This window comes from Mycobacterium stomatepiae, assembly GCF_010731715.1.
Taxonomy (GTDB): domain Bacteria; phylum Actinomycetota; class Actinomycetes; order Mycobacteriales; family Mycobacteriaceae; genus Mycobacterium; species Mycobacterium stomatepiae.
The window spans coordinates 3,767,769-3,791,423 of the sequence record NZ_AP022587.1 but is presented as its reverse complement, the minus strand read 5'-3'; the positions used below and the strand labels follow the sequence as shown (position 1 = coordinate 3,791,423).

Annotated in this window: 20 protein-coding genes and 3 pseudogenes; 10 read left to right on the top strand and 13 right to left on the bottom strand. The window is 67.2% G+C overall.

Annotation, left to right across the window (positions count from 1 at the left end; all coding sequences use genetic code 11):
- Window positions 1-2 precede the first annotated feature (2 nt).
- The 3 genes and pseudogenes from G6N54_RS17860 to G6N54_RS17850 form a co-directional block, all read right to left on the bottom strand.
- Window positions 3-740 (bottom strand): methyltransferase domain-containing protein, encoded by a 738-nt coding sequence (locus G6N54_RS17860; protein WP_163791258.1) that lies wholly within the window; start codon window positions 738-740, stop codon window positions 3-5.
- Between the two features lie 119 nt (window positions 741-859).
- Window positions 860-2,234: pseudogene (locus G6N54_RS17855) on the bottom strand (adenylate/guanylate cyclase domain-containing protein).
- 12 nt (window positions 2,235-2,246) lie between these two features.
- A complete protein-coding gene (locus G6N54_RS17850) occupies window positions 2,247-2,846 on the bottom strand; it encodes a TetR/AcrR family transcriptional regulator (protein ID WP_163791257.1) in 600 nt (199 codons plus the stop codon).
- Between the two features lie 105 nt (window positions 2,847-2,951).
- Between G6N54_RS17850 and G6N54_RS17845 the strand changes: the two genes are divergently transcribed.
- Window positions 2,952-3,896, top strand: a complete 945-nt coding sequence (locus G6N54_RS17845) for an oxygenase MpaB family protein (RefSeq protein WP_163791256.1) — start codon at window positions 2,952-2,954, stop codon at window positions 3,894-3,896.
- 14 nt (window positions 3,897-3,910) lie between these two features.
- Here G6N54_RS17845 and G6N54_RS30650 read toward each other — a convergent pair.
- Window positions 3,911-4,792: pseudogene (locus G6N54_RS30650) on the bottom strand (amidohydrolase family protein); the annotation flags it as partial.
- A gap of 289 nt (window positions 4,793-5,081) precedes the next feature.
- Between G6N54_RS30650 and G6N54_RS17835 the strand changes: the two are divergent.
- The 3 genes from G6N54_RS17835 to G6N54_RS17825 all read left to right on the top strand — a co-directional run bounded on the left by G6N54_RS17835 (window position 5,082) and on the right by G6N54_RS17825 (window position 8,468).
- Window positions 5,082-5,861: an SDR family oxidoreductase gene (locus tag G6N54_RS17835; protein ID WP_163791255.1), complete on the top strand. Its 780-nt coding sequence runs from the start codon at window positions 5,082-5,084 to the stop codon at window positions 5,859-5,861.
- 116 nt (window positions 5,862-5,977) lie between these two features.
- Window positions 5,978-7,069 (top strand): acyl-CoA synthetase family protein, encoded by a 1,092-nt coding sequence (locus tag G6N54_RS17830; RefSeq protein WP_163791254.1) that lies wholly within the window; start codon window positions 5,978-5,980, stop codon window positions 7,067-7,069.
- A 1-nt stretch (window position 7,070) separates the two neighbouring features.
- Window positions 7,071-8,468 (top strand): aldehyde dehydrogenase family protein, encoded by a 1,398-nt coding sequence (locus G6N54_RS17825; RefSeq protein ID WP_163791253.1) that lies wholly within the window; start codon window positions 7,071-7,073, stop codon window positions 8,466-8,468.
- Here G6N54_RS17825 and rpsR read toward each other — a convergent pair.
- From rpsR to rpmB, 4 genes are read right to left on the bottom strand one after another with little or no spacing between them, the layout of a single operon-like run.
- Complete coding sequence (rpsR, locus tag G6N54_RS17820; RefSeq protein WP_163791252.1) at window positions 8,465-8,722, bottom strand: 30S ribosomal protein S18; 258 nt, start codon at window positions 8,720-8,722, stop codon at window positions 8,465-8,467. The genes G6N54_RS17825 and rpsR overlap by 4 nt on opposite strands.
- The gene (gene rpsN, locus G6N54_RS17815; RefSeq protein ID WP_163791251.1) at window positions 8,723-9,028 is read right to left on the bottom strand and encodes a 30S ribosomal protein S14; all 306 of its coding nucleotides are present in this window, start codon (window positions 9,026-9,028) and stop codon (window positions 8,723-8,725) included.
- Complete coding sequence (gene rpmG, locus G6N54_RS17810) at window positions 9,029-9,193, bottom strand: 50S ribosomal protein L33 (RefSeq protein WP_163791250.1); 165 nt, start codon at window positions 9,191-9,193, stop codon at window positions 9,029-9,031.
- The gene (gene rpmB, locus G6N54_RS17805) at window positions 9,193-9,429 is read right to left on the bottom strand and encodes a 50S ribosomal protein L28 (protein WP_163791249.1); all 237 of its coding nucleotides are present in this window, start codon (window positions 9,427-9,429) and stop codon (window positions 9,193-9,195) included. Before rpmB ends, rpmG begins: the two co-directional genes overlap by 1 nt.
- 173 nt (window positions 9,430-9,602) lie before the next feature.
- On the opposite strand from rpmB, the gene mrf reads away from it, so the two are divergent.
- The 3 genes from mrf to G6N54_RS17790 all read left to right on the top strand — a co-directional run bounded on the left by mrf (window position 9,603) and on the right by G6N54_RS17790 (window position 13,394).
- The gene (gene mrf, locus G6N54_RS17800) at window positions 9,603-10,796 is read left to right on the top strand and encodes a ribosome hibernation factor-recruiting GTPase MRF (RefSeq protein ID WP_163791248.1); all 1,194 of its coding nucleotides are present in this window, start codon (window positions 9,603-9,605) and stop codon (window positions 10,794-10,796) included.
- A gap of 154 nt (window positions 10,797-10,950) precedes the next feature.
- Window positions 10,951-11,835, top strand: a complete 885-nt coding sequence (locus tag G6N54_RS17795; RefSeq protein WP_163791247.1) for an SDR family NAD(P)-dependent oxidoreductase — start codon at window positions 10,951-10,953, stop codon at window positions 11,833-11,835.
- Window positions 11,832-13,394 carry an AMP-binding protein gene (locus G6N54_RS17790; RefSeq protein ID WP_232072868.1) on the top strand — a complete coding sequence of 521 codons (1,563 nt, stop codon included), beginning with the start codon at window positions 11,832-11,834 and terminating at the stop codon, window positions 13,392-13,394. The genes G6N54_RS17795 and G6N54_RS17790 overlap by 4 nt, the downstream gene beginning before the upstream one ends.
- Here the strand turns inward: G6N54_RS17790 and G6N54_RS17785 are convergent.
- Window positions 13,391-18,247 carry a cation-translocating P-type ATPase gene (locus tag G6N54_RS17785; RefSeq protein ID WP_232072867.1) on the bottom strand — a complete coding sequence of 1,619 codons (4,857 nt, stop codon included), beginning with the start codon at window positions 18,245-18,247 and terminating at the stop codon, window positions 13,391-13,393. The two genes, G6N54_RS17790 and G6N54_RS17785, sit on opposite strands and share 4 nt — an antisense overlap.
- A gap of 174 nt (window positions 18,248-18,421) precedes the next feature.
- The gene (locus G6N54_RS17780) at window positions 18,422-19,447 is read right to left on the bottom strand and encodes a sigma-70 family RNA polymerase sigma factor (protein ID WP_264078217.1); all 1,026 of its coding nucleotides are present in this window, start codon (window positions 19,445-19,447) and stop codon (window positions 18,422-18,424) included.
- A gap of 203 nt (window positions 19,448-19,650) precedes the next feature.
- Between G6N54_RS17780 and G6N54_RS17775 the strand changes: the two genes are divergently transcribed.
- Window positions 19,651-20,406 (top strand): SDR family oxidoreductase, encoded by a 756-nt coding sequence (locus G6N54_RS17775; RefSeq protein ID WP_163794804.1) that lies wholly within the window; start codon window positions 19,651-19,653, stop codon window positions 20,404-20,406.
- Between the two features lie 26 nt (window positions 20,407-20,432).
- On the top strand, window positions 20,433-21,182 hold the full coding sequence (locus tag G6N54_RS17770; RefSeq protein ID WP_163791245.1) for a DUF899 domain-containing protein: 750 nt from the start codon (window positions 20,433-20,435) through the stop codon (window positions 21,180-21,182).
- A gap of 97 nt (window positions 21,183-21,279) precedes the next feature.
- Here the strand turns inward: G6N54_RS17770 and G6N54_RS30645 are convergent.
- Window positions 21,280-21,503: pseudogene (locus G6N54_RS30645) on the bottom strand (hypothetical protein).
- Between the two features lie 43 nt (window positions 21,504-21,546).
- Window positions 21,547-21,918: a nuclear transport factor 2 family protein gene (locus tag G6N54_RS17760; protein WP_163791244.1), complete on the bottom strand. Its 372-nt coding sequence runs from the start codon at window positions 21,916-21,918 to the stop codon at window positions 21,547-21,549.
- A gap of 65 nt (window positions 21,919-21,983) precedes the next feature.
- Here G6N54_RS17760 and G6N54_RS17755 point away from each other — a divergent pair, with 65 nt between their 5' ends.
- A complete protein-coding gene (locus G6N54_RS17755; RefSeq protein ID WP_163791243.1) occupies window positions 21,984-22,445 on the top strand; it encodes an SRPBCC family protein in 462 nt (153 codons plus the stop codon).
- 15 nt (window positions 22,446-22,460) lie between these two features.
- Here G6N54_RS17755 and G6N54_RS17750 read toward each other — a convergent pair whose 3' ends face one another.
- Window positions 22,461-23,621, bottom strand: a complete 1,161-nt coding sequence (locus G6N54_RS17750) for an NDMA-dependent alcohol dehydrogenase (protein ID WP_163791242.1) — start codon at window positions 23,619-23,621, stop codon at window positions 22,461-22,463.
- Window positions 23,622-23,655 lie beyond the last annotated feature (34 nt).

Here is a 23,655-nt window from a genome sequence, read left to right as displayed (position 1 = left end):
GCTCAGCCCTTTTTGGCGCGCACCCACTGGAACGTGCCGATGTTCTTGACCCGTACGCTGACGAACCCGTTGTCTTCCAGGATGTCGCCGATTTCGTCTTCGCCGAACGCATGCGCCCCGATGTTGGGCAGTAACTGCCAAGCCCACGCGGCACGCCCCGCGGTCGGGACCATCACCGCCAGTCGTCCACCCGATCGCAGCACCCGCGCCATCTCGGCCAGGGCGGCGGCCGGATCCGGAACCAATTGCAGCACCGCCATCGAGACCACCGCGTCGACCGTATCGGCGCGCAGCGGAAGTCGTTGTGCGTCAGCGCGTATGAAGCCGACGTGCGGGCCGGCCTCGTTGCGCACCGCGCAGGCCAGCATAGCCTCGGAAATGTCCACGCCCAGCGCGAGTCCGTCCTTGCCCGCGGCGCGCGCCAGCGAGGCGGTGACGGTGCCCGGACCGGAACCGACATCCAACGCGGTTCCGCCCGGCGGGATGTCTAGCCACTCGGCGGGGTGCTGCAGCGCGGCGATCAGCCGTCGTAGGAAGGCCTGGGCGTTGTCGTAAAGCATTGAGCCGATTGGCGATGCCCACGCCGCCTGGATCGGGCCGGTGTTCTTCGGGACGTCCGCAGATTCGGCGCCGAGCAGATCGAGATAACCCTTGCCGGCGTCCGGTTCGGCAGGCGGATCGGTAAGCAGATCCAGCGCCCTGCGCAGCGCGGGAGGAAGCGAGACGTGTACGTCGGTCATGCGTACTCCTTCGATCACCAAGCTGCACGCCGAAATCCGGGAGCCGCGACGCTGTCGGCCCCCAACGCAGACTACGCGCGGCGGCCGGGTGCCTCGACCCGCCGAGCATATGGGTTTCGTTAACGCTTGACGACCGCGTGCTCGCTCACCAACGCGTACAACCGCCACTGACCCGGCACGCCCTTCAGCGCACTCTCACCGCGCTCGGCGAACCGGTGCCGCGAGCCGGTGACGATGTCGCGCAGCGTCGAGGAGACCAACACCTCGCTCGGGCCCGCGAGGGCGGCCACCCGGGCGGCGATGTGTACGGCCATGCCTGCGATATCGGCGCCCCGCATTTCGACCTCACCGGCGTGAATGCCCACCCGCACCTCGATGCCGAGCACGCGGACCGCGTCGACGATGGCGTCGGCGCAGGCGATGGCCGCGCTCGGGCTGCTGAACGTGGCGACGAATCCGTCTCCGGCCGTGTTGACTTCGCGGCCGGAGAAGCGTTGCAGTTCGTGGCGCACGATGGTGTCGTGGTTGTCCAGCAGATCGCGCCACCGGTCGTCGCCGAGCAGGGCGGCGCGCTCGGTCGAGCTGACGATGTCGGTGAACACGATCGTGGTCAGCAGTCGCTCGGTGTCCGAGCCGTCGCGCACAGGTGATGAACTCCTCGATCTCGTCGAGCATCGGCGCGGTGTTGCCGGTCCAGTACAGGGAATCTTCGCCCGGGAGCTCGACGAAACGCGACCCGGCAATGTGCTCGGCCATGTAGTGCCCGTGGCCGATCGGGCTGAACTCCGGATTGTCGCGGTGCAGGATCAACGTCGGCGTCGTGATGCGAGGCAGGATGTCGCGTACGTCGGAGCGCCGGATGGTCTCGATGACAACGCGCGCCATGCTCGGGGATGCGGCCCGGTTGCCGGAGTGGTCCCACCACGCGCGGAATGCGTCGTCGCCGGCCACCGAGGGGGCGATGATGCCGAGCATGTCGAAACCCTGCTCGACGGCATCCGGTTCGACCCCCGCCGTCGTGTACGGTTCCGCCTCGACCTCGTCGCTGCCGATCGGGTAGTCGGGACCCCGCAGCGTTCTCGCCGCGCCGTTGAAGATCACCAGGTTGCAAACCCGCTCGGGAAATTCGGCGGCCAGCACCAGCCCGGCCAACGAGGTGAAACCCGGGGCGAAGACCGTCGCTCGCTCACACCCGGCCGCGTCCATCACGGCGATCGCGTCTTGCGCCCAGGACCGGGGGCCGATCATGTCCAGCGAAGGAACCCGCGACGACATGCCGATCCCGCGCTGGTCGAAGCGGATCACGCGGCTGAAGGACGCCAGCCGTCGATGAAAGCGGTACATCGAGGGCTCGCTGTCCACACAGTCAATCGGAATGAGTGGGCCCGGCAGCACCAGCAAGTCGATCGGGCCATCGCCGAAGACCTGATAGGCGATGTCGAGTTCGCCGCAACTGGCGTACCGGGTCCGCGGAACCGGCGCCACGTTACCCAGGTTAGTGCAGGGCTATGACAAGTCGCCGATGATGGGGACCAGGTAGCGGGCGGCGTACTCCCGGACAGCGGCGTGATCCGAGATGTCGAGCCGGTCGGTGGGGAAGACGATGATGCCCAGTGCCACGCGCAGCAGCACGTCGGCGATGTTGGCCAGGTCGGGCTCGGGAATGTCGGACCCGCACCTGCGCAGGGTGTGCGCTATCCCGTCCGCGAATTGGCTGATTGGAAAGACCTGCGACCGGGAGAACAGGCCGAACAGTTCGGGCTCGCTTTCGACGATGCGGGAGTACAGCGGCGAGTCCTGGACCAGGCGCACCCCCAGGGTGAACGCCTCGATAACCGCTTCGGCCGGAGTGCAGCCGGTGGTGGCACGGTCCAGGGTGGCGAAGAAGAGTTCACCCTCCCGGCGCACGACCTGTTCGACCAGGTCGTCCTTGGTGGGGAACCGTCGGTAGACGGTGCTGCGGCTAACCCCGGCCCGGACGGCGACGTCCTCGATGTTCGCGCGGCGCACGCCGTAGGTCTCGAAGACGGCCCGGGCGGTGTCCAGGATGGCGCTGTCGATATCGACGATTTCGTCGAGCTTGCCCGCGACGCTGCGGCTCTGCATGGATCACGACCCCCACGGAAATCTCGTCGGGCGAATGCTAGCTTTGGAACAAAGATACACGTTTGTGTCAGTGGTTCACGACGGTTGCCGCAGGGGAGGTGGGCAATGACCGCCCAGAAGGGCCCATTGGCCGGTCCGAGTTTTGACGTCGGCGTGCGGGAAGCGGTCCCTGTCTTGGTTGAGGTCGACGACGAGAGCGCCGAGACCGCGCCGCGGCTGGGGCCCGATTCCCTGATCTGGAAGTTCTACGGCGATCACCGCACCCAGTTCTTCGGGTTCCAGCGCGTCGCCGGCGTCGAGAACTGCATCGAACAGCTCGCCCAGGGCGTGCTCGATCACTCGGTGATCTTCAGCGACACGTTGGGCCGGGCCAAGCGAACCGCGCCGCCGCTGATGAAGACTGTCTACTCCGACGACCCGCACGAGTGGGGCCGCAAGGTCCGCGACTTCCACAAGCCGATCAAGGGCACCATCAGCGACGGCTCGCGGTATCACGCCCTGAATCCCGAGCTGTTCTATTGGGCGCACGCCACGTTCGTCGACCAGGTCATCTACAACACCGACATGTTCATCCGGCGGCTGTCGGACGCGGAGAAAGAACAGATCTTCACCGAAGGCAAGGTCTGGTGCAGCCTCTACGGCGTCAGCGGGCGCGGCCAACCGGAGACCTACGCCGACTTCGTCGCGTATTGGGACGACATGCTCGCGCGGTTCGTGCCACACAAGACCGTGCTGTACGGCACCGGCTACATCCGCAAGGGCATCCCGGGACCGCGCTGGATACCCAAAAGCATCTGGCGGGTCTTGTCCGCGCCGCTGAACGCCTACACCCGTCTCGTGCTGGTCGGCACCATGCCGCCGCAGATGCGCGACGTGTGCCAGCTGCAGTGGGATGCCAAGAAGGAGAAGCGGTTTCAGCGCTTTGCCGCCGCCGTACGCGCGTTGAATCCGGTGCTCAACCGGTTCCCGCTCTGGTTCCTGTACACGCCGTGGGCGGTGGCGGCGTGGCGCCGGGCGGGTGTTGACCCGCGTCGGTTGCACAACCGGTAGTCGATCCGCAGCAGCCGTTCGGCAGTGCCGTGCGCGATCTTCTCGCGGTCGGTGGCGGACAGCGCCGTCTGCTCGAATCCCTGGACCGCGTCGTAGGAGGACTCGTAGGGGTAGTCGATCGAGAACATCAGCGCGTCCGCGCCGACCCCTAGCACGGCTCCCAGCATCACCGCCGGTGAAAACACGCCACTCTTGGTGAAGACGATGTTGGTGCCGAGGTAGTCCGACGGCGTGCGCCGCAGCGTGCTGGTCGCAGAAAGGGACGTCGACGCGAAGCGGGAGTCGATTCGGCTGCGCTGGAACGGCAGGAACTCGCCCATGTGACCCAGAATCATCGTCGCGCCGGGATGCCGGTCGAACACGCCGCCGAACAGGATCCGCAGCGCATGCCCGCTGACCTCGGCGGCCCAGCTCCAGGTTGCGCCGTACAGTTCCGGTCGCCCCTCGATGACCTGCCAGTGATCGGCCGGCGGTGCGCCGGGGTGCAAATACAGCGGCACGCCAAGGGATTCCACCGCCGCCCACAGCTCGTCATATTCGGGCGCGTCCAGGTAGCGGCCGCCGGGTCCGGTGATGCAGTCGTTGACCAGGGCGCCGCAGAAGCCGTCCTGGGTGACGGCGCGTTCCAGTTCGGCAACCGCGGCGGCGGGATCCTGCAAGGGCAACGCCGCGAATCCGCGGAATCGATCGGGGTTTTCACTGATGGCCTTCGCCAGGTAGTCGTTGGCGAAGCGCGCGTTGTCCCGGGCCCGTTCGGCGTCGATGTCGACCTGCAGGCCGGGTGAGGTCAGGGAGAGCACCTGAATGTCGATTCCGGCGTCGTCCATCTCCGCCAGCCGGTGCTCGGCGAAGTCGGGGAGCCGCAGCCCGCAGCGCGCGGCGTACTCCGGCGTCATGCGCTTCTGCAGACGTTGATGCTCCGCGGTGGGCTGGCGCTCGGCCAGCTCGGGGATGGAGAACGCTTCCTCTAAGGCGATGTAGCGCATCGGCTTTCCTCACTGTCGGATTGCTGTGTCTCTTTCGACTCTGCGCTCGGGTGCATTATTTGTGAAATGAATACCTTGCATCGCATACATGTCCACCGCGCATAGTGCCTGCCCGCGTGGGGGGCCGGAAACTGTGGGCTACCCCACAGTAGATTGGGGCATTGCGCGACGTCAGCCCCGAGCGTGAGGAGCACAAGCGATGCAAATGACGGGTAATACCGTGCTGGTTACTGGCGGCGGCACCGGAATCGGCCGCGGTTTGGCGGAGTCGTTTCACCGGCTCGGCAACCAGGTCGTGATCGCGGGCCGGCGTCGTGAGCTGCTGCAGGCCGTCGTCGAGGCCAACCCCGGCATCGGTTACCTACCGCTGGATCAATCCGACGCGGCCGACGTCCGGCGGTTCGCCGTCGAGCTGACCGACCGATATCCGGACTTCAACGTCCTGATCAACAACGCCGGGACCCAACGCGTCGAGGACCTCACCGCCAGCAACGCCGGCGCGGCGGAACAGAGCATCGCGATCAATCTGATGGGGCCGATCCGGCTCATCTCGACGCTGCTCCCGGCGCTGTTGCGAAAGCCGCGCGCCGCGATCCTCAACGTGACGTCGGGCCTGGCATTCATGCCCAGGGCGCTTACGCCCACCTACTGCGCGTCCAAGGCGGCACTGCACTCCTACACCCAGTCGTTGCGCTTCCAGCTTCGCGAGACCGCCGTCCAGGTCATCGAAATCATTCCGCCGCATGTGCAGACCGCGCTGCAGGGCGAGCGCGGATTCGACCCGCGCGCGATGCCGCTGGACGACTTCATCGTCGAGACGATGGCACTGTTGCACTCGCAGCCGCAGGCCGAGGAGATCGTGGTGGAACGCGTCAAGAATTTCCGGTTCGCCGAACGCGACGGCACCTATCACGACATCTATCCCGCCTTCAACGAGGCGATCACGGCCTGGCTGCGCACTGGCGTGGCGGGCAAGTGAAACCCTTGCGGTAACCCGGAATTCGCCGCGGCATGGGCGAACGTTCAGTCTTTGTATGCCCGGGCGGGCCGGAGCCCGCGTGGCGTGCGGGACTGGCATGCGACAGGATCGATGCCATGGCCGATATCGACTTTTCGTTGTTGGACGTCCCGAGATCGGCACCGGTCGACGACGCGTGCGCGTATCTGCGCGCGGCGATCGCCTGGCACTTCGGCGCGGACACCGGCTCCGCCTTCTGGCTCCGCGCCGCCGAGACGCTGGACTTCGACCCGTTGACCGATATCAAGACCTTCGCCGATTTGCGGTTGTTCCCGAACCTGCTCGGCGAGCTGCGCAATGTGCCGGTCGAAGATCTGGTCCCGCGTGGATACGGCTCACCGCCGCCGGTGCCGCAGGTTTTCGAATCCGGTGGCACCACCGGGGCTCCGAAACGCACTGCACAACTTCCGGATTGGGCCGCGCAGGTTATCGAATGGCAAACCGAGGACTTCGCCACCGGAGGCTTTCGCAGGGGGCAGGGCTTCCTGTGCCTGATGCCGAGCGGCCCGCACGGCGTCGGATTCTTTTCGCGGCTGGTCGCCGAGCGGCTTGGCTCGGCATTTCACGCGATCGACATCGATCCCCGCTGGGTGAAGAAGATCGCCGCGCGCAATGCGGTCGGGGAAGTAGCGGCCTACGTCGACCACGTTCTCGAACAGGCGGTGCACGTGCTGCGGACGCAGAACGTCGCAAACCTGCACGCCACCCCACCGTTGCTCGAGGCGATCACCCGCAACGACGATTGGGTGGACTTGGTGAACGCCAAGATTCGTTACCTGTTGCTCAGCGGCGCGCACGTGGACGCCGACACGCTGGACCTGCTCCGCGACATCTTCCCCGAGACGACGATCACGATGGCGTTCGGCAGCACCATGATCCTGTCGCAGGCGGTCACCCGAACCGACGGCGACGCATTCGTTTTCGACCCGCGCACGCCCTACGTCGTGTTCTGGGTGATCGATCCCGATACCGGAGAGCAAGTGCTGTACGGGCAGCTCGGCCAGGTGGTGATGAATCACATCAGCAAGGGAATGTTCCTGCCGAACAACCTGGAACGCGACATAGCCATCCGGATGCCAGGGCCCGCGGGGCAACTCAGCGATTCGGTCAGCGCGGTACGGCCGGTGGCGACCTTCGAGGGCGAGGCCGTCATCGAGGGTGTGTATTGAGATGTCAGGTGAAACACCGTGCGTGGCAACTGATTTAGTGCTACTCGACGCACTGGGGCCCAGCGGCGAGTACCGCACCCGCAACCGCGAGATCGTGGCTACCACCGCCGGGATGCCGGTCGCCGAGTTGAGTAAGGTGGCGCGGCTGTACGTATCGCGCACCATCGGCGCGCAGCGTAAAGTCACGCCGCTGCCGGTCGCGGAGCGGGAAAAAGCGCTGGACGCGGCGGCCGAAATCTTTGCTACCGCGGAGATCGGCGGGCTGGGTTTCGACGCGTATGTGGAACTGGCCAGCCGGATTTCGGGTGTGCCGATCATGGTCACCCGCACCGGGGCGCGCAATGTGGCGGACTCCGTTGCCCACGCCTTCGACGCGGTGCGCCCGGCCCAGCCGATGGGCGCGGCCCGCGACTGGCGCGACGAACGCACCCGCGCCGGCAGTGCGGTCTGGACGCGGCGCGGCGAGGTGTTCGCGGTGCACGCCGCGGGTAACGGACCGGGTGTGCGCGGTCTGTGGCCCCAAGCGCTCGCCCTGGGTTACCGGGTCGCGGTGCGCCCGTCGCGGCGCGAGCCCTTCACCGGGCATCGTCTGGTCAACGCGTTGCGCCAGGCCGGATTTCGGCACGAGGACGTTGTCTTTCTGCCCACCGATCACGGCGGCGCCGACGAGATCATCCGCTGCGCAGATCTTGCCATGGTGTACGGCGGCCAGGACGTCGTCGACAAATACGCCGCCGATCCGACGGTGATGGTGAACGGCCCGGGCCGCGCCAAGATCCTGATCACCGCCGATCGCGATTGGCGCGACTACTTGGATCTCATCGTCGACTCGATCGCCAATCTCGGTGGTGTGGCGTGCGTCAACACCACCGCGGCGCTCTACGAGGGCGACCCGGCCCCGCTGGCCGCGGCGATCGCCGAGAAGTTGGCGACGATCGAACCGCTGCCCACCGAGGACGAACGGGCGATTCTGCCCACCCAAGCCGTCGAAAAGGCGCGGGCGCTGGCGGACTATCTGGCCACCAAGGCCGCGGGCACCACCGCGCTGCTCGGCGCCGATCAGGTCGTTGCCGCGGTGGGCGACGGCTACGCCGCGCTGCGTCCGGCCGTACACCTGTTGGCCGAGCCCGACGTCGACAAGCTCAACATCGAACTGCCGTTCCCGTGTGTGTGGGTTTCGCCGTGGTCACGCGACGCCGGCCTGGCACCGTTACGAAACTCATTGGTAATCAACTTGATTACCGGCGACGACGGCCTGGTCGACAGCGTGCTGGGCGACCCGACAGTCAGCAACGTCTACCGCGGAAACCACCCGACGTTCTTTGGTGCGCCCGAGATCCCGCACGACGGATTCCTCGCGGACGTGCTGATGCGTAACAAGGGTTTCATTCGGGATTAGCGCTCGTTGATGTACGGCAGCAGTGCCATCTCGCGGGCGTTCCTGATGGCGATCGCGACCTGCCGTTGTTGCTGGACCGTGAGGCCGGTGACGCGCCGAGATCGGATTCGGCCACGCTCGGAGAGAAACATCCGCAACGTCGTGATGTCTTTGTAGTCGACGTACTTGAGCCCGAGGCTGCTCAGCAGGTTCCTCTTCTTCTCGGCCGGCTGAGTGCGGGTGGGCCGGGTCTTGTTTTTCGACTTGCCGGCCATTTACCAACTCGCCTTGCGCACTCCGGGCAGTTGCCCTTCGTGCGCCAGCTCGCGCATCCGCACCCGGGATAACCCGAACTTGCGCAGGTGCCCACGGGGACGGCCGTCGACCGAGTCGCGGTTGCGGACCCGCACCGCACTGGCGTCGCGTGGCTGGCGGGCGAGCGCCCGTTGTGCGGTCAGCCGCTGCTCGGGATCGCTTGCCGGAGAACGGATGATCTCCTTGAGCAGCGCGCGACGTTCGGCGTAGCGGGCGACGATCGCGCGACGCTGGTCGTTCTTGACGATCTTGGATTTCTTGGCCATTCAGCGTTCCTCCCGGAATTCGACGTGGCGGCGGACCACCGGGTCGTACTTCCGTAGTGTGAGCCGGTCGGGATCGTTGCGCCGGTTCTTGCGGGTGATGTAGGTGTAGCCGGTGCCTGCCGTCGAGCGCAGCTTGACGATAGGTCGAATCTCGTTGCGCACCATCAGATCCGCTGACCCTCGCGGCGAAGTCGCGCCATCACGACCTCGATGCCGTCACGGTCGACGACCTTGATTCCCTTGGCGCTTACCCGCAACGTGACGCGCCGGCGCTCCGACGGTAGGTAATACGTCTTGGTCTGGATGTTGGGCGACCACCGGCGCTTGGTTCGGCGATGCGAGTGCGATACCGAGTTACCGAAACCCACTGTGCGGCCGGTGACCTGACAATGCATGGGCATACATCTCCTCTTCTCCGTCGAGCGTCGAGTCGTCGGGCCAAAGCCACGCAATCCGCCCAACAAGTCGGAGCTTGACAGGGCCACGATTATTGAAAACCATTTTCGACAAGACCTACCCGGCACTGTACCGTGGCGGAAGCATTATTGACAATCATTTGCAATAAGGGGTGGGGATGCGGACGCCGGTGGTGCTGGTAGCGGGTCAGGGCGACACCGACGCGGTGACGGGTACCTTCCTGCACCGGTCCGGAAGCGTGGTAGTCGAGCATCGGTTCGACGGCCACGTGGTGCGGCGCACGACGGCCATGTTGTGCAAGGGCGAATTAACCACTGCCGAGGAGGCATTGGAGCTTGCCCATGGGTGTGTGTCCTGCACCGTCCGCAACGACCTGCTGATGATGCTGCGCAAACTGGCCCGCCACGCCGGCGTCGAGCGGATCGTCGTGCGGTTGTCCGAGTGGCTGGAACCCGAGCCTATCTGCGTCGCGATCAATCACGTCCGCGTGCGGATGGGTCCCGGCTACGCCGACGGGCCGGCTGCCCTGGACGTGGCGATCGCCGGGGTGGTGACGTGTGTCGACTCCCGCACCTGGCTGCACCGCGCGCTCGGGGACGCCGTGCTGCGCGACGGTCGCACGATGGCCCAGGCCGTCATCGGGCAGGCCGAGTTCGCCGACCTGCTGGTGCTGAACCGGCCCGAGCCCGTGACCCTGGCCGTGCTGCGCAGGCTCGCGCCGCGGGCGCGGATCACCGTGGGCCTCGAGCGCGTCGAGACGGCGCTGGCGAATCTGGAAGACGACTCCCGACGTGGGCGCAGCGATCATCCGCACGGTTGGCTGCTCGCCGGACGGCCGCCGCTGGGCGCCGACGCAGCGGTGCGAATCGTCGAGTTCAACGCGCGACGCCCGTTTCACCCCGAGCGCCTACACACCGCGGTGGATCTGTTGCTGACCGGCGTGGTGCGGACCCGCGGACGGCTGTGGCTGGCTAGCCGGCCCGACCAGGTGATGTGGCTGGAGTCGGCCGGTGGAGGTTTGCGGGTTGCCAGCGCGGGAAAGTGGTTGGCGGCCATGACCGCTCGGGAGGTGGCCAATGTCGACGCGGAACGGCGCCTCTTCGCCGAGCTGCAATGGGAGTATCGATTCGGCGACCGGCACACGGCGATGACGGTGTTGACCTGCGGCGCGGAACCTCCTGACATTCTCGACGCCCTGTACGGGGCGCTGCTGACCGACGCGGAAATGGAGCGGCCACGGGAGTGGGCGGGCTACCCCGACCCGTTCGGCGATTGGCATCAGGACCCCTGCGACGAAACCTCCGGCACGGCCGAGGAAGTCGCGACCGACTCCGACCGTCGGGAGTCGTGAACTAACACCGCGTCCGCTTCATGGGCCTTTAGCCGGGACCACTGGTTCGGCCTCTACGAGCGGTCTGGTAGCTGTAGGTTACGAGTCGCACAGCGTTGGGAAAGCAGCGCTGCACCAGGGCTCGGCACGCCATCTCGGTGAATGCGGTGTGAAGGTGAACTTGATAGGCCAGGCCTTGAAGACGGCGACGGACCGATTGGCCAACCCGGCGCGGGTGGCGGATCCCGACAAGCTGCGCGCCGCGGTTTCGGGCAAGACGGTGCTGGTCACCGGTGCGTCGTACGGCATCGGGGAGGCGACTGCCCGCAAGTTGGCCGCGGCCGGAGCGACGGTGCTGGTGGTCGCCCGATCGGCGGAGCGGCTCGACGACCTCGCCGCGGCGATCAACGCCGGTGGCGGGCACGCCGTCGCCTACCCGACGGATCTGACCGACGAGGCCGCTGTCCACGTGCTGACCAAGCAGATCACCGAGAACCACGGCCCGCTGGACGTCGTGGTCAGCAATGCCGGCAGGTCGCTGCGTCGTTCGCTGCATCACCAGTACGACCGTCCACACGATTTCCAGCGCACCATCGACATCAACTACCTGGGGCCGATCTGGCTGTTACTGGGACTGCTGCCGGCGATGCGGGATAACCGCGGCGGCCACATCGTGAACGTGTCGAGCGTCGGGGTGCGGGTCGCACCCGGTCCGCAGTGGGGCGCCTATCAGGCGTCCAAGGGCGCCTTCGATCGCTGGCTGCGCAGCGTGGCACCCGAACTGCACGCCGACGGCGTCGACGTCACTTCGGTCTACTTCGCCCTGGTCCGCACCCGGATGATCGCACCGACGCCGATCCTGGGCCGCCTACCCGGTCTGTCCCCTGACGAAGCCGCCGACGCCATCGCCAAGGTGATCATCGAGCGCCCGCGCAGCAACGAACCCCCCTGGGTGTTTCCCGCCGAGCTGGCCTCGGTGCTGCTAGCCGGCCCGGCGGAGTGGGCGGCCCGGTTGTGGCATCGAAGGTTCTTCGCCGATTCTCGAAAGGACGTGCCGTGACCGACGGTGTGGCCGCCACGACGGCCAAAGCGTTGGTGTCGTCGCGGCTGCTGGGCGTGCCCACCCCGGCCGGCGCGGTGCGGCTGATCCGTGCGGTGTTTCGCGGCGGCACGAATCTATGCACGCTGCCGGCCATCGCGGCGGCCCGCTTTCCCGAGCGCACCGCGATCATCGACGACGACGGGGCGCTGAGTTACCGCGAGCTGCAGGAGAAGATCGAGTCGCTCGCGCACGAGCTCGTCGACGCGGGCGCCGGGCCGGGCGAGGCGGTCGGGATCATGTGCCGCAACGGTCGCGACTTCACTGCCGCCGTATTCGCCACCGCCATGGTCGGGGCGGATGTGGTGCTGGTGAACACCGACTTCCGCAGCACCGCCCTCGCCGGCGCGCTGAGCGCGCATCAGGTCATAACAATGTTCTGCGACAACGAGTTTGTGGTGCAGATCCGTGATGCCGCCCCTTCTGTGCAGGTGATCGAGCCGGGGAGCGTCGAGACCACTGCGGGCAAGTCCCGGCTAAAAGTTGCGTCGGCCGGCCGCATCGTGTTGCTGACCTCCGGTACCACGGGTATCCCGAAGGGGGCGCCCCGCACACCGCGGATCAGTACCGGCCTAGGCGCGGGTGTGACCATTCTCGAACGCACCGGTCTGCGCAGCGGATCACGAATAGCCTTGGCGACCCCCATGTTCCATGGGCTCGGCTTCGGCATCATGACGCTTGCGGTCAGCCTGGGCGCCACCATGCTCACGCGGCGCCGCTTCGACGCCGAACAGACACTCGCGCAGGCGTCGCTGCAGCGCGCCGATGCGATGAGCGTCGTTCCGATCATGCTGGCTCGGATCCTGGATCTGCCGCAGCGGGTGCGGGCGCGAAATCCGTTGGAGTCATTGAAGGTGGTGATCTCCAGCGGGGATCGGCTCGATCCCAGCCTGGCGCGCCGCTTCATGGACGCCTACGGCGATGTCCTGTACAACCTCTATGGATCCACCGAAGTTGGGATCGGTTCCTTGGCAACACCTTTCGAGCTGCGTCATGCCCCGGACACGTTGGGACGACCGGTTGCCGGGTGTCCGGTACGCATCCTCGACAAAACCGGCAGGCCAGTCGGGTCTCGGGTTACCGGTCGCATCTTCGTTGGGGGTGAGTTGGGTTCGGAAGGCTACACCGGCGGGGGCGGTAAGGCTGTCATCGACGGATTTACCAGCACCGGGGACATGGGCTATCTGGACAATTCCGGCCGGCTCTATATCGTCGGCCGCGAGGACGACATGATCGTATCGGGCGGGGAGAACGTCTATCCCAGGGCGCTGGAGAACGCGCTCGCCGAACATCCCGACGTCGCCGAGACCGCGGTCGTCGGGGTGCCCGACGAGCAGTTCGGGCGACGACTGGCCGCGTTTGTCATCGCCCGCGGCCGGCGCGACATCGACGTGCTGGCGCTACGGGAGTACTTGAAGGACAAGGTTTCCCGCTTCGAGCAGCCGCGGGACATCCACATCGTCGACAGCATTCCCCGCAATCCTGCCGGCAAGGTCATCCGCAGGGAGCTGGCGACCTAAGCGTCCTGCTCGTCTTCGGTCTCGCCGTTGGGCTGGATGACGCCGACGGTCTTGTTCAGCCAGTTGGGTGCCAGCCACGAGATTGCCGTGGCGCCCGCGGTGGCTCCCATCACACCCGACCACGCGACCGGCCCCAGCGGTGTGCATCCGAAGAACTGGCTGACCACCGGCGTCTGGACGATGCCTACCAGGACACCCGCGCTGCCCAGCGCGGTCGCCACGACCAGCGGGCTGTGCTGGCGGGTCAGCAGCGTTTGGGCGAGCTGCGTCGTCACCAGTGCTGTCAATCCCATTGTCGCCGTGCGGCGTTCGCTGCCAGGCGCATAACGACCGATGGTCCATGCGGCGGTCGCGCCGGCGGCGGTGACGACGCCCCGGGTGACGATCTGGCGCATCAGCGGGGCGTCCAGCGAAGGTGTAGGCCCGGTCAGCACCGCGAGTCGGTGTGCGGCGCGGGCCTTTTCGGCCTCTTCCTCGGATTCGTACTCGTCCTCGTCGGGTTCGACGTACTGCGACGTGACGGCGACCGCGAGTGCGGGGAACATGTCGGTGAGCAGGTTCACCAAGAGCAGCTGCCGGGTCCCGACCGGCGCGCGGCCCTGGCCGAACGCGGTCCCGATGATCGTGAACAACACTTCGCCGACGTTGCCGCCGACCAGGATCGTGACGGCGTCGCGAACGCCCGCCCACATGCTGCGGCCCTCGACCAGCGCGTCGAGCAGTACGGACAGGTCGCGGTCGGTCAAGACGATATCGGCGGCGCTGCGGGCGGCCGACGAACCACGGCCGCTCACGCCGATGCCTACGTCGGCCATCCGGATCGCGGCGGCGTCGTTGGCGCCGTCGCCGACCATCGCCGTTACCCGTCCACAGCGCTGCAGCGCGGCCACGATCTGTACCTTCTGCTCCGGGCTGACGCGGGCGAAGACTTGGACGTTGGAGACGACCTTGGCGGCGGCGTCCTCGTCAAGACCGGCCAGCTCGGCGCCGGTGATGACCCGGGCATCCGCCGGCAATCCCAGCTGACGGGCGATCGCCCGCGCGGTGATCGGATGGTCACCGGTGATCAGCACGACGTCGCGGCCGGCGGCCTCCAGCGCCTCGATCAGGGGGCGTGACGATGCCCGGGCGGTGTCGGCCAACCCGACGTAGCCCAGCAGTTCGAGGTCCTGCGCGGTGGCGTCGACAGCGTCGGCGTCGGTGTCGACATCGTGAGTGGTCCCGTTGGGCCAGGGCCGGCGGGCCACCGCCAACACCCGCAAGCCGCGCTCGGCGAGGCCGCGTACCACCGCTTCGGCATGCGCGCGGTCGGCGTCCGGGTTGGCGAACCGGCAGCGCGGCAGCACCACCTCGGGGGCTCCCTTGAGCATCAGCACCGGCGTGTCCGAGTCGTCGCTGAGGGTGCCGATCGCGGCGGCGAAGCCGCGGCTGGACTCGAACGGCACCTCGGCGAGCAACTGCCACCCCGCCTTGTTCTTGGTGAGAAGGAAACTTGCCGCGGTGACGATCGCCTCGTCGGTGGCGTGCGCATGGCCTTGTCCGTCTTGAGGCTGCGGGGACGCCCAGGCGGCGGCTCGCAGCACCGCGGCCGAGCGCGGATCCTCGGCTTCGGGGTAGGGGTCCCCCGGTCGCGCATCGGGCGGCATCGCGCACAGGACGCGCAGCCGGTTCTCGGTGAGAGTGCCGGTCTTGTCGAAACATACGGTGTCGACGCGGCCCAGGGCCTCGATCGTGCGCGGCGAGCGGACCAGTACCCCGTGTGACGTGAGGCGCTGGGCCGCGGCGAGCTGGGACAGCGTGGCCACCAGCGGCAGCCCCTCCGGCACGGCGGCCACGGCGATCGCTACGCCGTCGGCGACGGCTTGACGCAGTGACGCGCGGCGCAGTAACGCCAGCGCGGTCACGGCGGCACCGCCGGTCAGGGTCAACGGCAGCACCTTGGAGGTGAGCTCGCGCAGCCGGGCCTGGACTCCGGCCGCCGTTTCGACATCGGCGACCGCCGAAATCGCCCGGTGCGTAGCGGTATTGACCCCGGTGGCGACGACGATCGCGCGAGCGCGGCCAGCGACGATCGTGCTGCCCTCGAACAGCATGCTGGCCCGCTCGGGGTCGTTGACGGCGACGGGTTCCACCTGCTTGTCCAACGGCAGCGACTCTCCGGTGAGCAGCGACTCGTCGACCTCGAGGTCCTCGGCCACCAACAGGCGCGCGTCGGCCGGAACCACTTCCGGTGCGGCTAGGTCGATCACGTCACCGGGCCGCAGCGACTTGGCGGACACCGTGACCGTGCGGGTGGCACGCTGGGCCGCCTCCAGGCGCCGTCGGGTGGTAGCCACGGCCGGGACCGCGACGCGGCGCACCAGCTGGTCCTGCTCGGCGAACAGCTCGGCGGCCGCTGCTTCGGCTCGCAACCGTTGTGCCCCACCGGTTATCGCGTTGGCCGTCATGACGCCACCGACCAGCAGCGCGTCGATATTGCTGCCGACGATGGCCGACGCGGCGGCCCCCACTGCCAGAATCGGGGTCAACGGATCGGAGAGCTCAACCCGGGTCGCCGCGGCCAACCGCGACAGGTTGTGCAGGGGTACGCGTAGCGCCGCGAACGGCGGGCTGTAGGACAGGTCGTCGAGACGGCGGCGCCAGGACGGGGTCAGGGTTTCCACGGCCAACGGTCGCGAGCCGCCGGCCAGTCGCGAGTACACGATCTCCGGGTCCAGCGCGTGCCACGCGGTCAGCGGCTGCGGGGTGGGGTCGGGCAGGCGCAAAACCCTACTGGCCGAGAAGGTTCCGGTGACCAGCGCGGTGACTGCGGCGGCGTTGACCGGGTTGAGCCAACGGCGGAAGCTCGCCGGGTTGGTGGGCCGCTCTTGGTCGCTTCCGGTGACCAGCAGCAGCCCCGCCAGCGTCGTACCGCCCTGGGCGAGGTGGATCGCCGACTCGCTGGCCGAGCGGGCCACCGGAATCGCGGACAGGATCCGCACCGCGTCAGCCAGGTCGGTGCCGGTGATGATGTCCGCGGTCCATGGGGTGGCGGCACGCGGATCATCAAGTGCCACACCAACATCGGCGATAGCCAATGCGGCCAGCGTGTCGGTCGACGCGAAGTCGCGGTGCACCGCGGTGATCAGCAGCACCGGGCCGCGATCACTGCGCAGGTCACGCACGACGGTCAGCAGCGGTGTGCCGGGAGGATGCGTCGCGGCGACGCTGGCGGTCAGGTCCTCGGTGCCGGCCACATGACGCAGCACCACTCGGGCGCCGGTCCGATTCGCGGTCTGCAGCAACGGGATCGCGTACGGGTCGACTTCCCAGCCGACTTCGACCGTGCCGACGGATTCGCCATCGACCACCAGGTCGGCGCTTTCCAGGCCCTGTGCGGGAGTGGCCGACGGGCCTTGCACCGGAACCCATCTCAGATGTGCACCAGTGGCGGGCAACTCGTCGGGATCGGGCTCGGGCGCCTTTTCACCATGCAGCAGCGCGTCGGCGACCTCGTAGACTCGGTCGTCGTCCCATCCGGGAGCCTCACCGATCGATCTCAATACGGCGCGGTGGTCACCGCGCAGCGCCGCCCCGTCGATGACGACCACCTTCACCCGGTCCAAGCGGCGCAGTGCGCCCGGGTCGAGGACCAGTTGTCCGCCGTTGGCCAGGCCGCGACCCAGCGTCGATGCGAACGCCTGGCGGCCCATGTGCGCGGCCCGCGGCACCCCCGCCTCGATCGCGGCGGCCGCGTCCTCGGTGCCGCCGCCGGCCACCAACGCACTGGCCGCGGCGATCAACGAGCCGTTTGCCGCCGAATCGACATAGGACTCCACCGGCCCGGCCATCGAGCCCTTCTCGGTGTCCATCGCCGCGTCGATGGCCCCGCCGACCACGACGTGTGAGGCCTCGCCCGCCGCGGCGGCGGCCCAGCTGTGCCGTGGCAGGTGCGACTTCGCTCCGGCTGAGGAGATGACCGGGACCACCGGAGCCTGCGGGCGTACGGGCGACGCCAGGTGCGGCTCACGCTCTCGCCACACGCGCCGGTGCGCCACCGCTTCGGAGATCTGCAGGGTCCGTTGCGTCAAATCCAGAAACGGTGTGCCGAACGATTGGGTGAGCCCGTGCGCCGCTGCCGTGGTGGCGGCGAGCACGACGTCGGTGCCCACTCGCCCCAGTCGCGACTCCAGCACCGACACCATGCGCGGTTGATGGTTGATCAGGGCGGCCGCGGCCCGGGTGGTCTGCGGTGCCGCGGGCAGGCGGGTCACCCAGCCGGTAACGGCAGCGGTCATCGCGACCATGTCCATGGCCGCCGCGGTGAGCGGCACCAGTATCGCCAAGGGGTTGCCGGGGTCGGCGAACGGCGCGGAAATCGGCACGTCGGATTTTGTGGAAGCCAGATCCGCGGCGACTGCCGCGACCGTCGACCGCACCTCGTCCACCACGCCGTCGTAGTCTTCGGCGTCCTCGGAGAGTTCGAACACCAACCGGCCCAGCGAGCCCTCGACATGGGCCTCGGCCACGCCCGGAATCCGGCGAACCGGCTCTTCGATGACCGCCGAGTACTCATACCAACGCGAGAACGGCAGCAGCGGATCGAGGTCCAGGTGCACTCGCTGACCGCTACGCCAGCGCACCGGCGGCGTGATCGGGCCGGGAGATCCGTTGGATGACGGGTTGATCCCGAGTGCGCGGCCGGTCGAGTCGGCCATCGACTGCATGACAGGACCGGCCAGTTCGACTACCGGGCTCGCCAGGAGCTGCACTGCGCCCGCGGCGCCGGCGGCGGTGTGCACGCCGGCTTTTACGAGTTGGGCGGCTCCGTCGGTGAGACCAGCGACAACGCTGGTTACACCCGGAATCTTCATTCGCTCATCCTTATTCGCTCATCCTTCAAATACGTGTGTCGCGCTAATAATCCGGGGGTGCGGGGGACCTGTCCACGTCTATGCCCGGAGGCAGGCCGTGCAACGACACCAACGGCTTTGGTGGCTGGGGATTCGCTGGGTTAGCAGCGGATGTAATCGGGTCCCTCGCGAAGTTTACCGGCTGGACGGCAGATCAAACGTCGCGAACAACGCCGGGTCGAGGAAGACGGTAATGGCCGCAACACCGTCGGCACCCGGCGTGATGACCTGTATCGAATGGGCCCGCATGACGCCGTCGGCAGCGCGACGGTACTCGGCAACGGCGGGTTGGGCATTCGCGGCGGTCTGGACCATGACGATGTCGCCGGGCGTCGTAAACGCGCGCGCGGCAAGGAATTCCACCACGGTGTCGCGGCCGGTGAACCACACTGGCAGCGGCGGCATTTCAAGTTTGACGTCGGTCTGCAGCAGCTCGGTCAGCGCGGTCATGTCGGCATTTTCGAATGCCGCGCAGTAGCGGTCGAGCAATGCGCGGCGCTCGGCATCGTCGGGCTCGGCCGCGTCGTCTTCGTCGGGCGAGACCTCGGCGAGGCGGGCCCGCGCCCGCTGTAGCGCGCTGTTGACGGAGGCCGGCGTGGTCTCGAGGAGTTCGGCGACTTCGGCGGCGCTGAACTGCACGACGTCACGCAGAATCAGCACGGCCCGCTGCCGCGCGGGAAGTTCCTGCAACGCCGTCATCACGGCCAGCCGCACACTGTGCCGCGCCGTCACGGTGTCTTCCGGCGTCGCGAACGCACGCGTGTCGGGGATCGGCTCCAGCCAGTGATGGGCACCCGCACTGCCGCCGAGATCGGTATCCGGGTCCACCGAGCTGTCGCCCAGGCCGGCCGGCAGCACGCGCCGGGCGCGGTTCTCCAGCGCGCGCAGGCATGCCGTGGTGGCGATCCGGTACAGCCAGGTGCGCAGTGCGGCGCGCTCCTCGAACGCCTGATAACCACGCCAGCCGCGCAAATAGGTCTCCTGGACGAGGTCTTCGGCGTCGTGTACTGAGCCGAGCATCCGGTAACAGTGCGCGATCAGCTCGCCGCGAAACGGGGCCGCCTGCTCGATGAAATCCTGCTGAGCCGGCATGGTCGCTCTCCTATGTCTCGCAGTGGGCCGAAACGCTACTCCAGTACAGAGACATCGAGGCGACGGAATTCATCGGCCTAGCGGCGATGAATTCGGTCGATGCGCCGTATCTGAACCAGTGGATGTCTCACCACGCCGGCGTCATCTCCTCGAACGTGCGGCCAGCCGCACACTCGAGTCCCAACGTGCGGCCAGCCGCGCACTCGTCGGCCGGCGGACGTCTAGCCACGCCGGCGTTGGACCGGCAGAGTCAGCAAGAAAGCGAGCACAGCATGAACCAAAGACACAGTCTTGCCGGCACCACCGCGATCGTGACCGGGGCGAGCCGCGGATTCGGTCGCGCCATCGCGGCCGCACTGTCCCAAGCCGGCGCCGAGGTAGGCGGTGTCGCGCGCACCGCCGCCCTACTGGACGAGGTCCGCGACCAACTCGGCGACTCGTTCATCCCGGTCGTCGCCGACGCCGCCGATCCGGCCACGGCCAGTGAGCTGATCGACAAGTACGACCCGCGCACGCTGGTGCTGTGTGCCGGGTCGGCCCCGCGGATGAGCCCGTTGCCGGAACAGAGCTGGGAAACGTTCAGCGCCAATTGGAATGTCGATGTCGCGCAGGCGTTTCACTGGACCCGTCACGCGCTGGCGCGCCCGCTGGCGTCGGGTAGCTCGGTCATCCTGATGTCCAGCGGCGCCGCGGTCAACGGGTCGCCGCTGTCCGGTGGCTACGCGGGTGCGAAGGCGACCGTGAGGTTCATCGGCAGCTATGCGGCCGGGGAGTCGGACCGGGCGGGCCTGGGGATCACCTTCGTCTCGGTGCTGCCGCGACTGACGGCGGTCACCGACCTGGGTGCCAAGGCGGCGGCCGCCTACGCCGAACGACAGGGGGTCGACGTCGACACCTTCGTCGCGTCGACCGGGCCGGCACTGACCGCCGAACTGGTCGGCACGTCGGTATCGGCGATCGCCGGTGGCGAACCCGGGCAACACGGTGCCTATCTGCTCACCGCGTCGGGCCTGTCATCGCTGACCTGACACCAAATCGAAAGGGGGACAACACAATGGACACACCACCGATAGTGTCGGCCCGGGAATGGGAGGCCGAGCATCAGCGACTCCTGGTCAAGGAAAAGGAGGTACTGCGGGCCCACGATACGCTGGCCGCGCTGCGGCGGCGCATGCCATGGCAGGCCGTGGACAGGCGGTACGAATTCGAGGGGCCCGACGCCCGCGTGAATCTGCTCGGACTCTTCGAAGGCCGGCGTCAGCTGATCGTCTACCGAGCCTTCTTCGGGTCCGACGTCCACGGCTGGCCCGACCACGCGTGTCGCGGTTGCTCGATGATCGCCGACCACATCGGGAACCTCGCCCATCTCAACGCCCGCGACACCACGTTGGTGTTCGTCTCGCGCGCGCCGCAGCCGGACATCGAGCGCCTGAAGGCGCGGATGGGCTGGCAGATGCCCTGGTACACGATCACCGACAGCTTCGGTGCTCGTTTCGATGTCGACTTCGGAGTGCACGAGTGGCACGGCACGAACGCGTTCATCCATGACGGCGACCGGGTCTTCCGCACCTACTTCATCAACAACCGCGGCGACGAGGTGCTGGGCAACACGTGGAGCTTCCTGGACATGACGGCCCTGGGGCGCCAGGAGGCCTGGGAGGATTCACCGCCGGGATATCCGCAGTCCGCACCGTACGAGTGGTGGGACTGGCATGACGCGTACGGGCAGCACAAGCCGTCGCGGTGGTTCGGCGAACCCGACCCGAACGATCCTAACGATCAACGGCCGCCGCGCGTCGATTAAACGGGGTCTATTTGACCGGAATTAGGCTCGAATAACACGAATGCGCGTAGCCGTCCGACGGCTACGCGCGCATTATTTTCCGATGCGTGAATTCGCTTTACAGAATTCGGTGGTGCGCCCTGTCGACCTGGTATCCGGCCGGGAAGGACTTCTCGATGACCTGCAGCTGGTGGTCCACCCGGGACTCCAATTCGAGAACGACGCAGCTATCGCCGACGGATTTTGATTCGAGAACTATGTACCGCTGACCGCAATCGGTGATCGGGTCGCCGAGTGCAATTTCTCGACCGCCACCGACTCCGGAGTTGCATCTGCCTCCATCCATCACACGTTAGGTCAATTCCGCGAGTGAGGGAATAGACCGCTACGTGTCGTCGGCGCGGCGCTGCTTGAAAAACACGCTGACCCGAGAGATCAGGCCGTCGTCGTCTTGCTCGAAGAGGATGCATTCGGGCCAGGTGGTCGCGACGCTATCGATCTCGAAGGTCTCGGACAGCTCGGCGAACGACACCCGGGAGTCGACGTGCGAGACCCGCTGCACATGCAACCGGTGGCCCGCCATATTGGTGCATACCTTGCGTAGGTAGGCGACGTAGTGCGCCTTGCCCTCGATGACATCGCAGAACGGACCTTCCCGGGTCAGGCCTTCCTCCGCGATGGTGTCGGCCAGCCCGTCCCAGTCGTGGGCGGCCAGGCAGTCCAGGTAGCGCTCGACCACTTGCCCGTGCGTGCTCATGTCGCCTCCGCTCGCTGCTGGGTCCACGGTAAGCGCGCCTCCCTCGCGGGGCTAGGTTCTCTCTTATGAGCTGGTGGACCGTGCACGCCGACCGGACGTTGTCCGAGCGGGTGCCCGCGCCACCCGACGCGGTGCGCGACTTCTACGTCGATCTCAACAACATCAAGCTGGTCCACCCGCTGATCGTGTCGGTGGAAACGGTGTCCCGCAGCGAGACCCAGGATGGCTACCAGCAGACCTACCGGGTTGTCGACCGTATTCCATTGGGTCCGTTCACCCTACGAACCAGCTACCAGGCGCGGCTGCAAGTCCCCGCCAGCGGCGATGTGCTGACCGAGGCTGATCAGTCACCCGGGGTGCGGCTGCGCGGCACCGTGAGTTTCGAACCGGTCGACGGCGGCACCCGGGTCACCGAGCGGATCGGGTTCACCGCCCCGCGACTGTTGGCCGGGTTGACCATCCGCGAGGGGGTCAAGGCGCACATCAAGATGCTGGCCGGCATTCGGAGTCACTTCGAGTCCGGCTGACCCGAAGCGCGAGGATCACGCGCCGGCGAAATCGATCACTCCGCGAATGTTGCGCCCCTCGCGCAGATCCGTCATGGCCTCGTTGATCTCGTCGAGCCGGTAACGGCGGGTGACCAACTCATCGAGTTTGAGTGCGCCCGCCTGATACAACGACAACAACAGCGGCACACTGGTGCGCGGGTTCATCCCGCCGTACAGCGCGCCCCGCAGCTGTTTGGCCGACAGCGTCAAGTCCTGCCAGACCAACGGGGTCGGGGGCTCGGTGAACGGGGTGATGCCGGTGAGCACGCAGATCCCACCCTTGCGAAGCAGCTTGAGCGCCAACGGAATCAGGTCCACGTGCACCACGCCGGGACAGACGACGACGCGGTCGGCCATCAGGCCGTCAGTGATCTCCCTGACCAACGGAATCGCTTCCTCGGCTGACGCGACGGCGTGGGTTGACCCAAAGAACTTAGCCGAATCGCGTTTGGATTCAACAGGATCCACTGCAAAGACATATTTTGCTCCGACGGCGCGCGCCCCTTGCAAGGCGTTCATCCCGACACCACCGGCGCCGATGACGACGACAGTGTCGCCGGGTTCGGTGCCCGCCGATATCGTCGCGGAACCCCAGCCGGTGCTGACCCCGTACGAGACGAGCGATGCGGCATGAAAGGGGATCGCGTCGTCGATCTTGATGACGGACCTCTCCGATAGCACTGCATATTCGGCGAACGTGCCGAGTTGCCCGTACGCCAACAGGCTTTCGTCACCGAGATGGCGGCGACAGGTTCCGTCGGTGGGCATCTCCCGACGGAACAGGCTCGCGCCGATATCGCAGATGTAGCTCTGCCCGTTCACACAGAACCGGCAACTGCCGCACGCCGGAATGAACGAGAGTGCCACGTGATCGCCCGGTTGCACCGTCGTCACACCCGGCCCGACCTCCGCGACCACACCGGCACCCTCGTGACCGCCGAGCAGCGGGAACCAGTCCGGCGCGGGCTGACCGCTCGCGGCCAGCACCTCGGGGGTCGGTACCACGTCGCCGGTGAACAGATGGTCGTCGGAGTGGCAGACGCCGGCGACGGCCATCCGCACCAGGACCTCACCGCCCCGGGGCGGATCGAGCTCGATCTCGCGGATCTCCCAGTCCTGGCCGACCCCGCGAATAACGGCGGCACGACACCTCATTGCGACCTCCTCGATGTCTTTGTGGCATTCCCGG

Coding starts and splice junctions, on each gene's coding strand:
- G6N54_RS17860 (WP_163791258.1), bottom strand. CDS start 740: ATGACCGACGTACACGTCTCGCTTCCTCCCGCGCTGCGCAGGGCGCTG.
- G6N54_RS17850 (WP_163791257.1), bottom strand. CDS start 2,846: ATGCAGAGCCGCAGCGTCGCGGGCAAGCTCGACGAAATCGTCGATATC.
- G6N54_RS17845 (WP_163791256.1), top strand. CDS start 2,952: ATGACCGCCCAGAAGGGCCCATTGGCCGGTCCGAGTTTTGACGTCGGC.
- G6N54_RS17835 (WP_163791255.1), top strand. CDS start 5,082: ATGCAAATGACGGGTAATACCGTGCTGGTTACTGGCGGCGGCACCGGA.
- G6N54_RS17830 (WP_163791254.1), top strand. CDS start 5,978: ATGGCCGATATCGACTTTTCGTTGTTGGACGTCCCGAGATCGGCACCG.
- G6N54_RS17825 (WP_163791253.1), top strand. CDS start 7,071: ATGTCAGGTGAAACACCGTGCGTGGCAACTGATTTAGTGCTACTCGAC.
- rpsR (WP_163791252.1), bottom strand. CDS start 8,722: ATGGCCGGCAAGTCGAAAAACAAGACCCGGCCCACCCGCACTCAGCCG.
- rpsN (WP_163791251.1), bottom strand. CDS start 9,028: ATGGCCAAGAAATCCAAGATCGTCAAGAACGACCAGCGTCGCGCGATC.
- rpmG (WP_163791250.1), bottom strand. CDS start 9,193: ATGGTGCGCAACGAGATTCGACCTATCGTCAAGCTGCGCTCGACGGCA.
- rpmB (WP_163791249.1), bottom strand. CDS start 9,429: ATGCCCATGCATTGTCAGGTCACCGGCCGCACAGTGGGTTTCGGTAAC.
- mrf (WP_163791248.1), top strand. CDS start 9,603: ATGCGGACGCCGGTGGTGCTGGTAGCGGGTCAGGGCGACACCGACGCG.
- G6N54_RS17785 (WP_232072867.1), bottom strand. CDS start 18,247: ATGAAGATTCCGGGTGTAACCAGCGTTGTCGCTGGTCTCACCGACGGA.
- G6N54_RS17775 (WP_163794804.1), top strand. CDS start 19,651: ATGAACCAAAGACACAGTCTTGCCGGCACCACCGCGATCGTGACCGGG.
- G6N54_RS17770 (WP_163791245.1), top strand. CDS start 20,433: ATGGACACACCACCGATAGTGTCGGCCCGGGAATGGGAGGCCGAGCAT.
- G6N54_RS17760 (WP_163791244.1), bottom strand. CDS start 21,918: ATGAGCACGCACGGGCAAGTGGTCGAGCGCTACCTGGACTGCCTGGCC.
- G6N54_RS17755 (WP_163791243.1), top strand. CDS start 21,984: ATGAGCTGGTGGACCGTGCACGCCGACCGGACGTTGTCCGAGCGGGTG.
- G6N54_RS17750 (WP_163791242.1), bottom strand. CDS start 23,621: ATGAGGTGTCGTGCCGCCGTTATTCGCGGGGTCGGCCAGGACTGGGAG.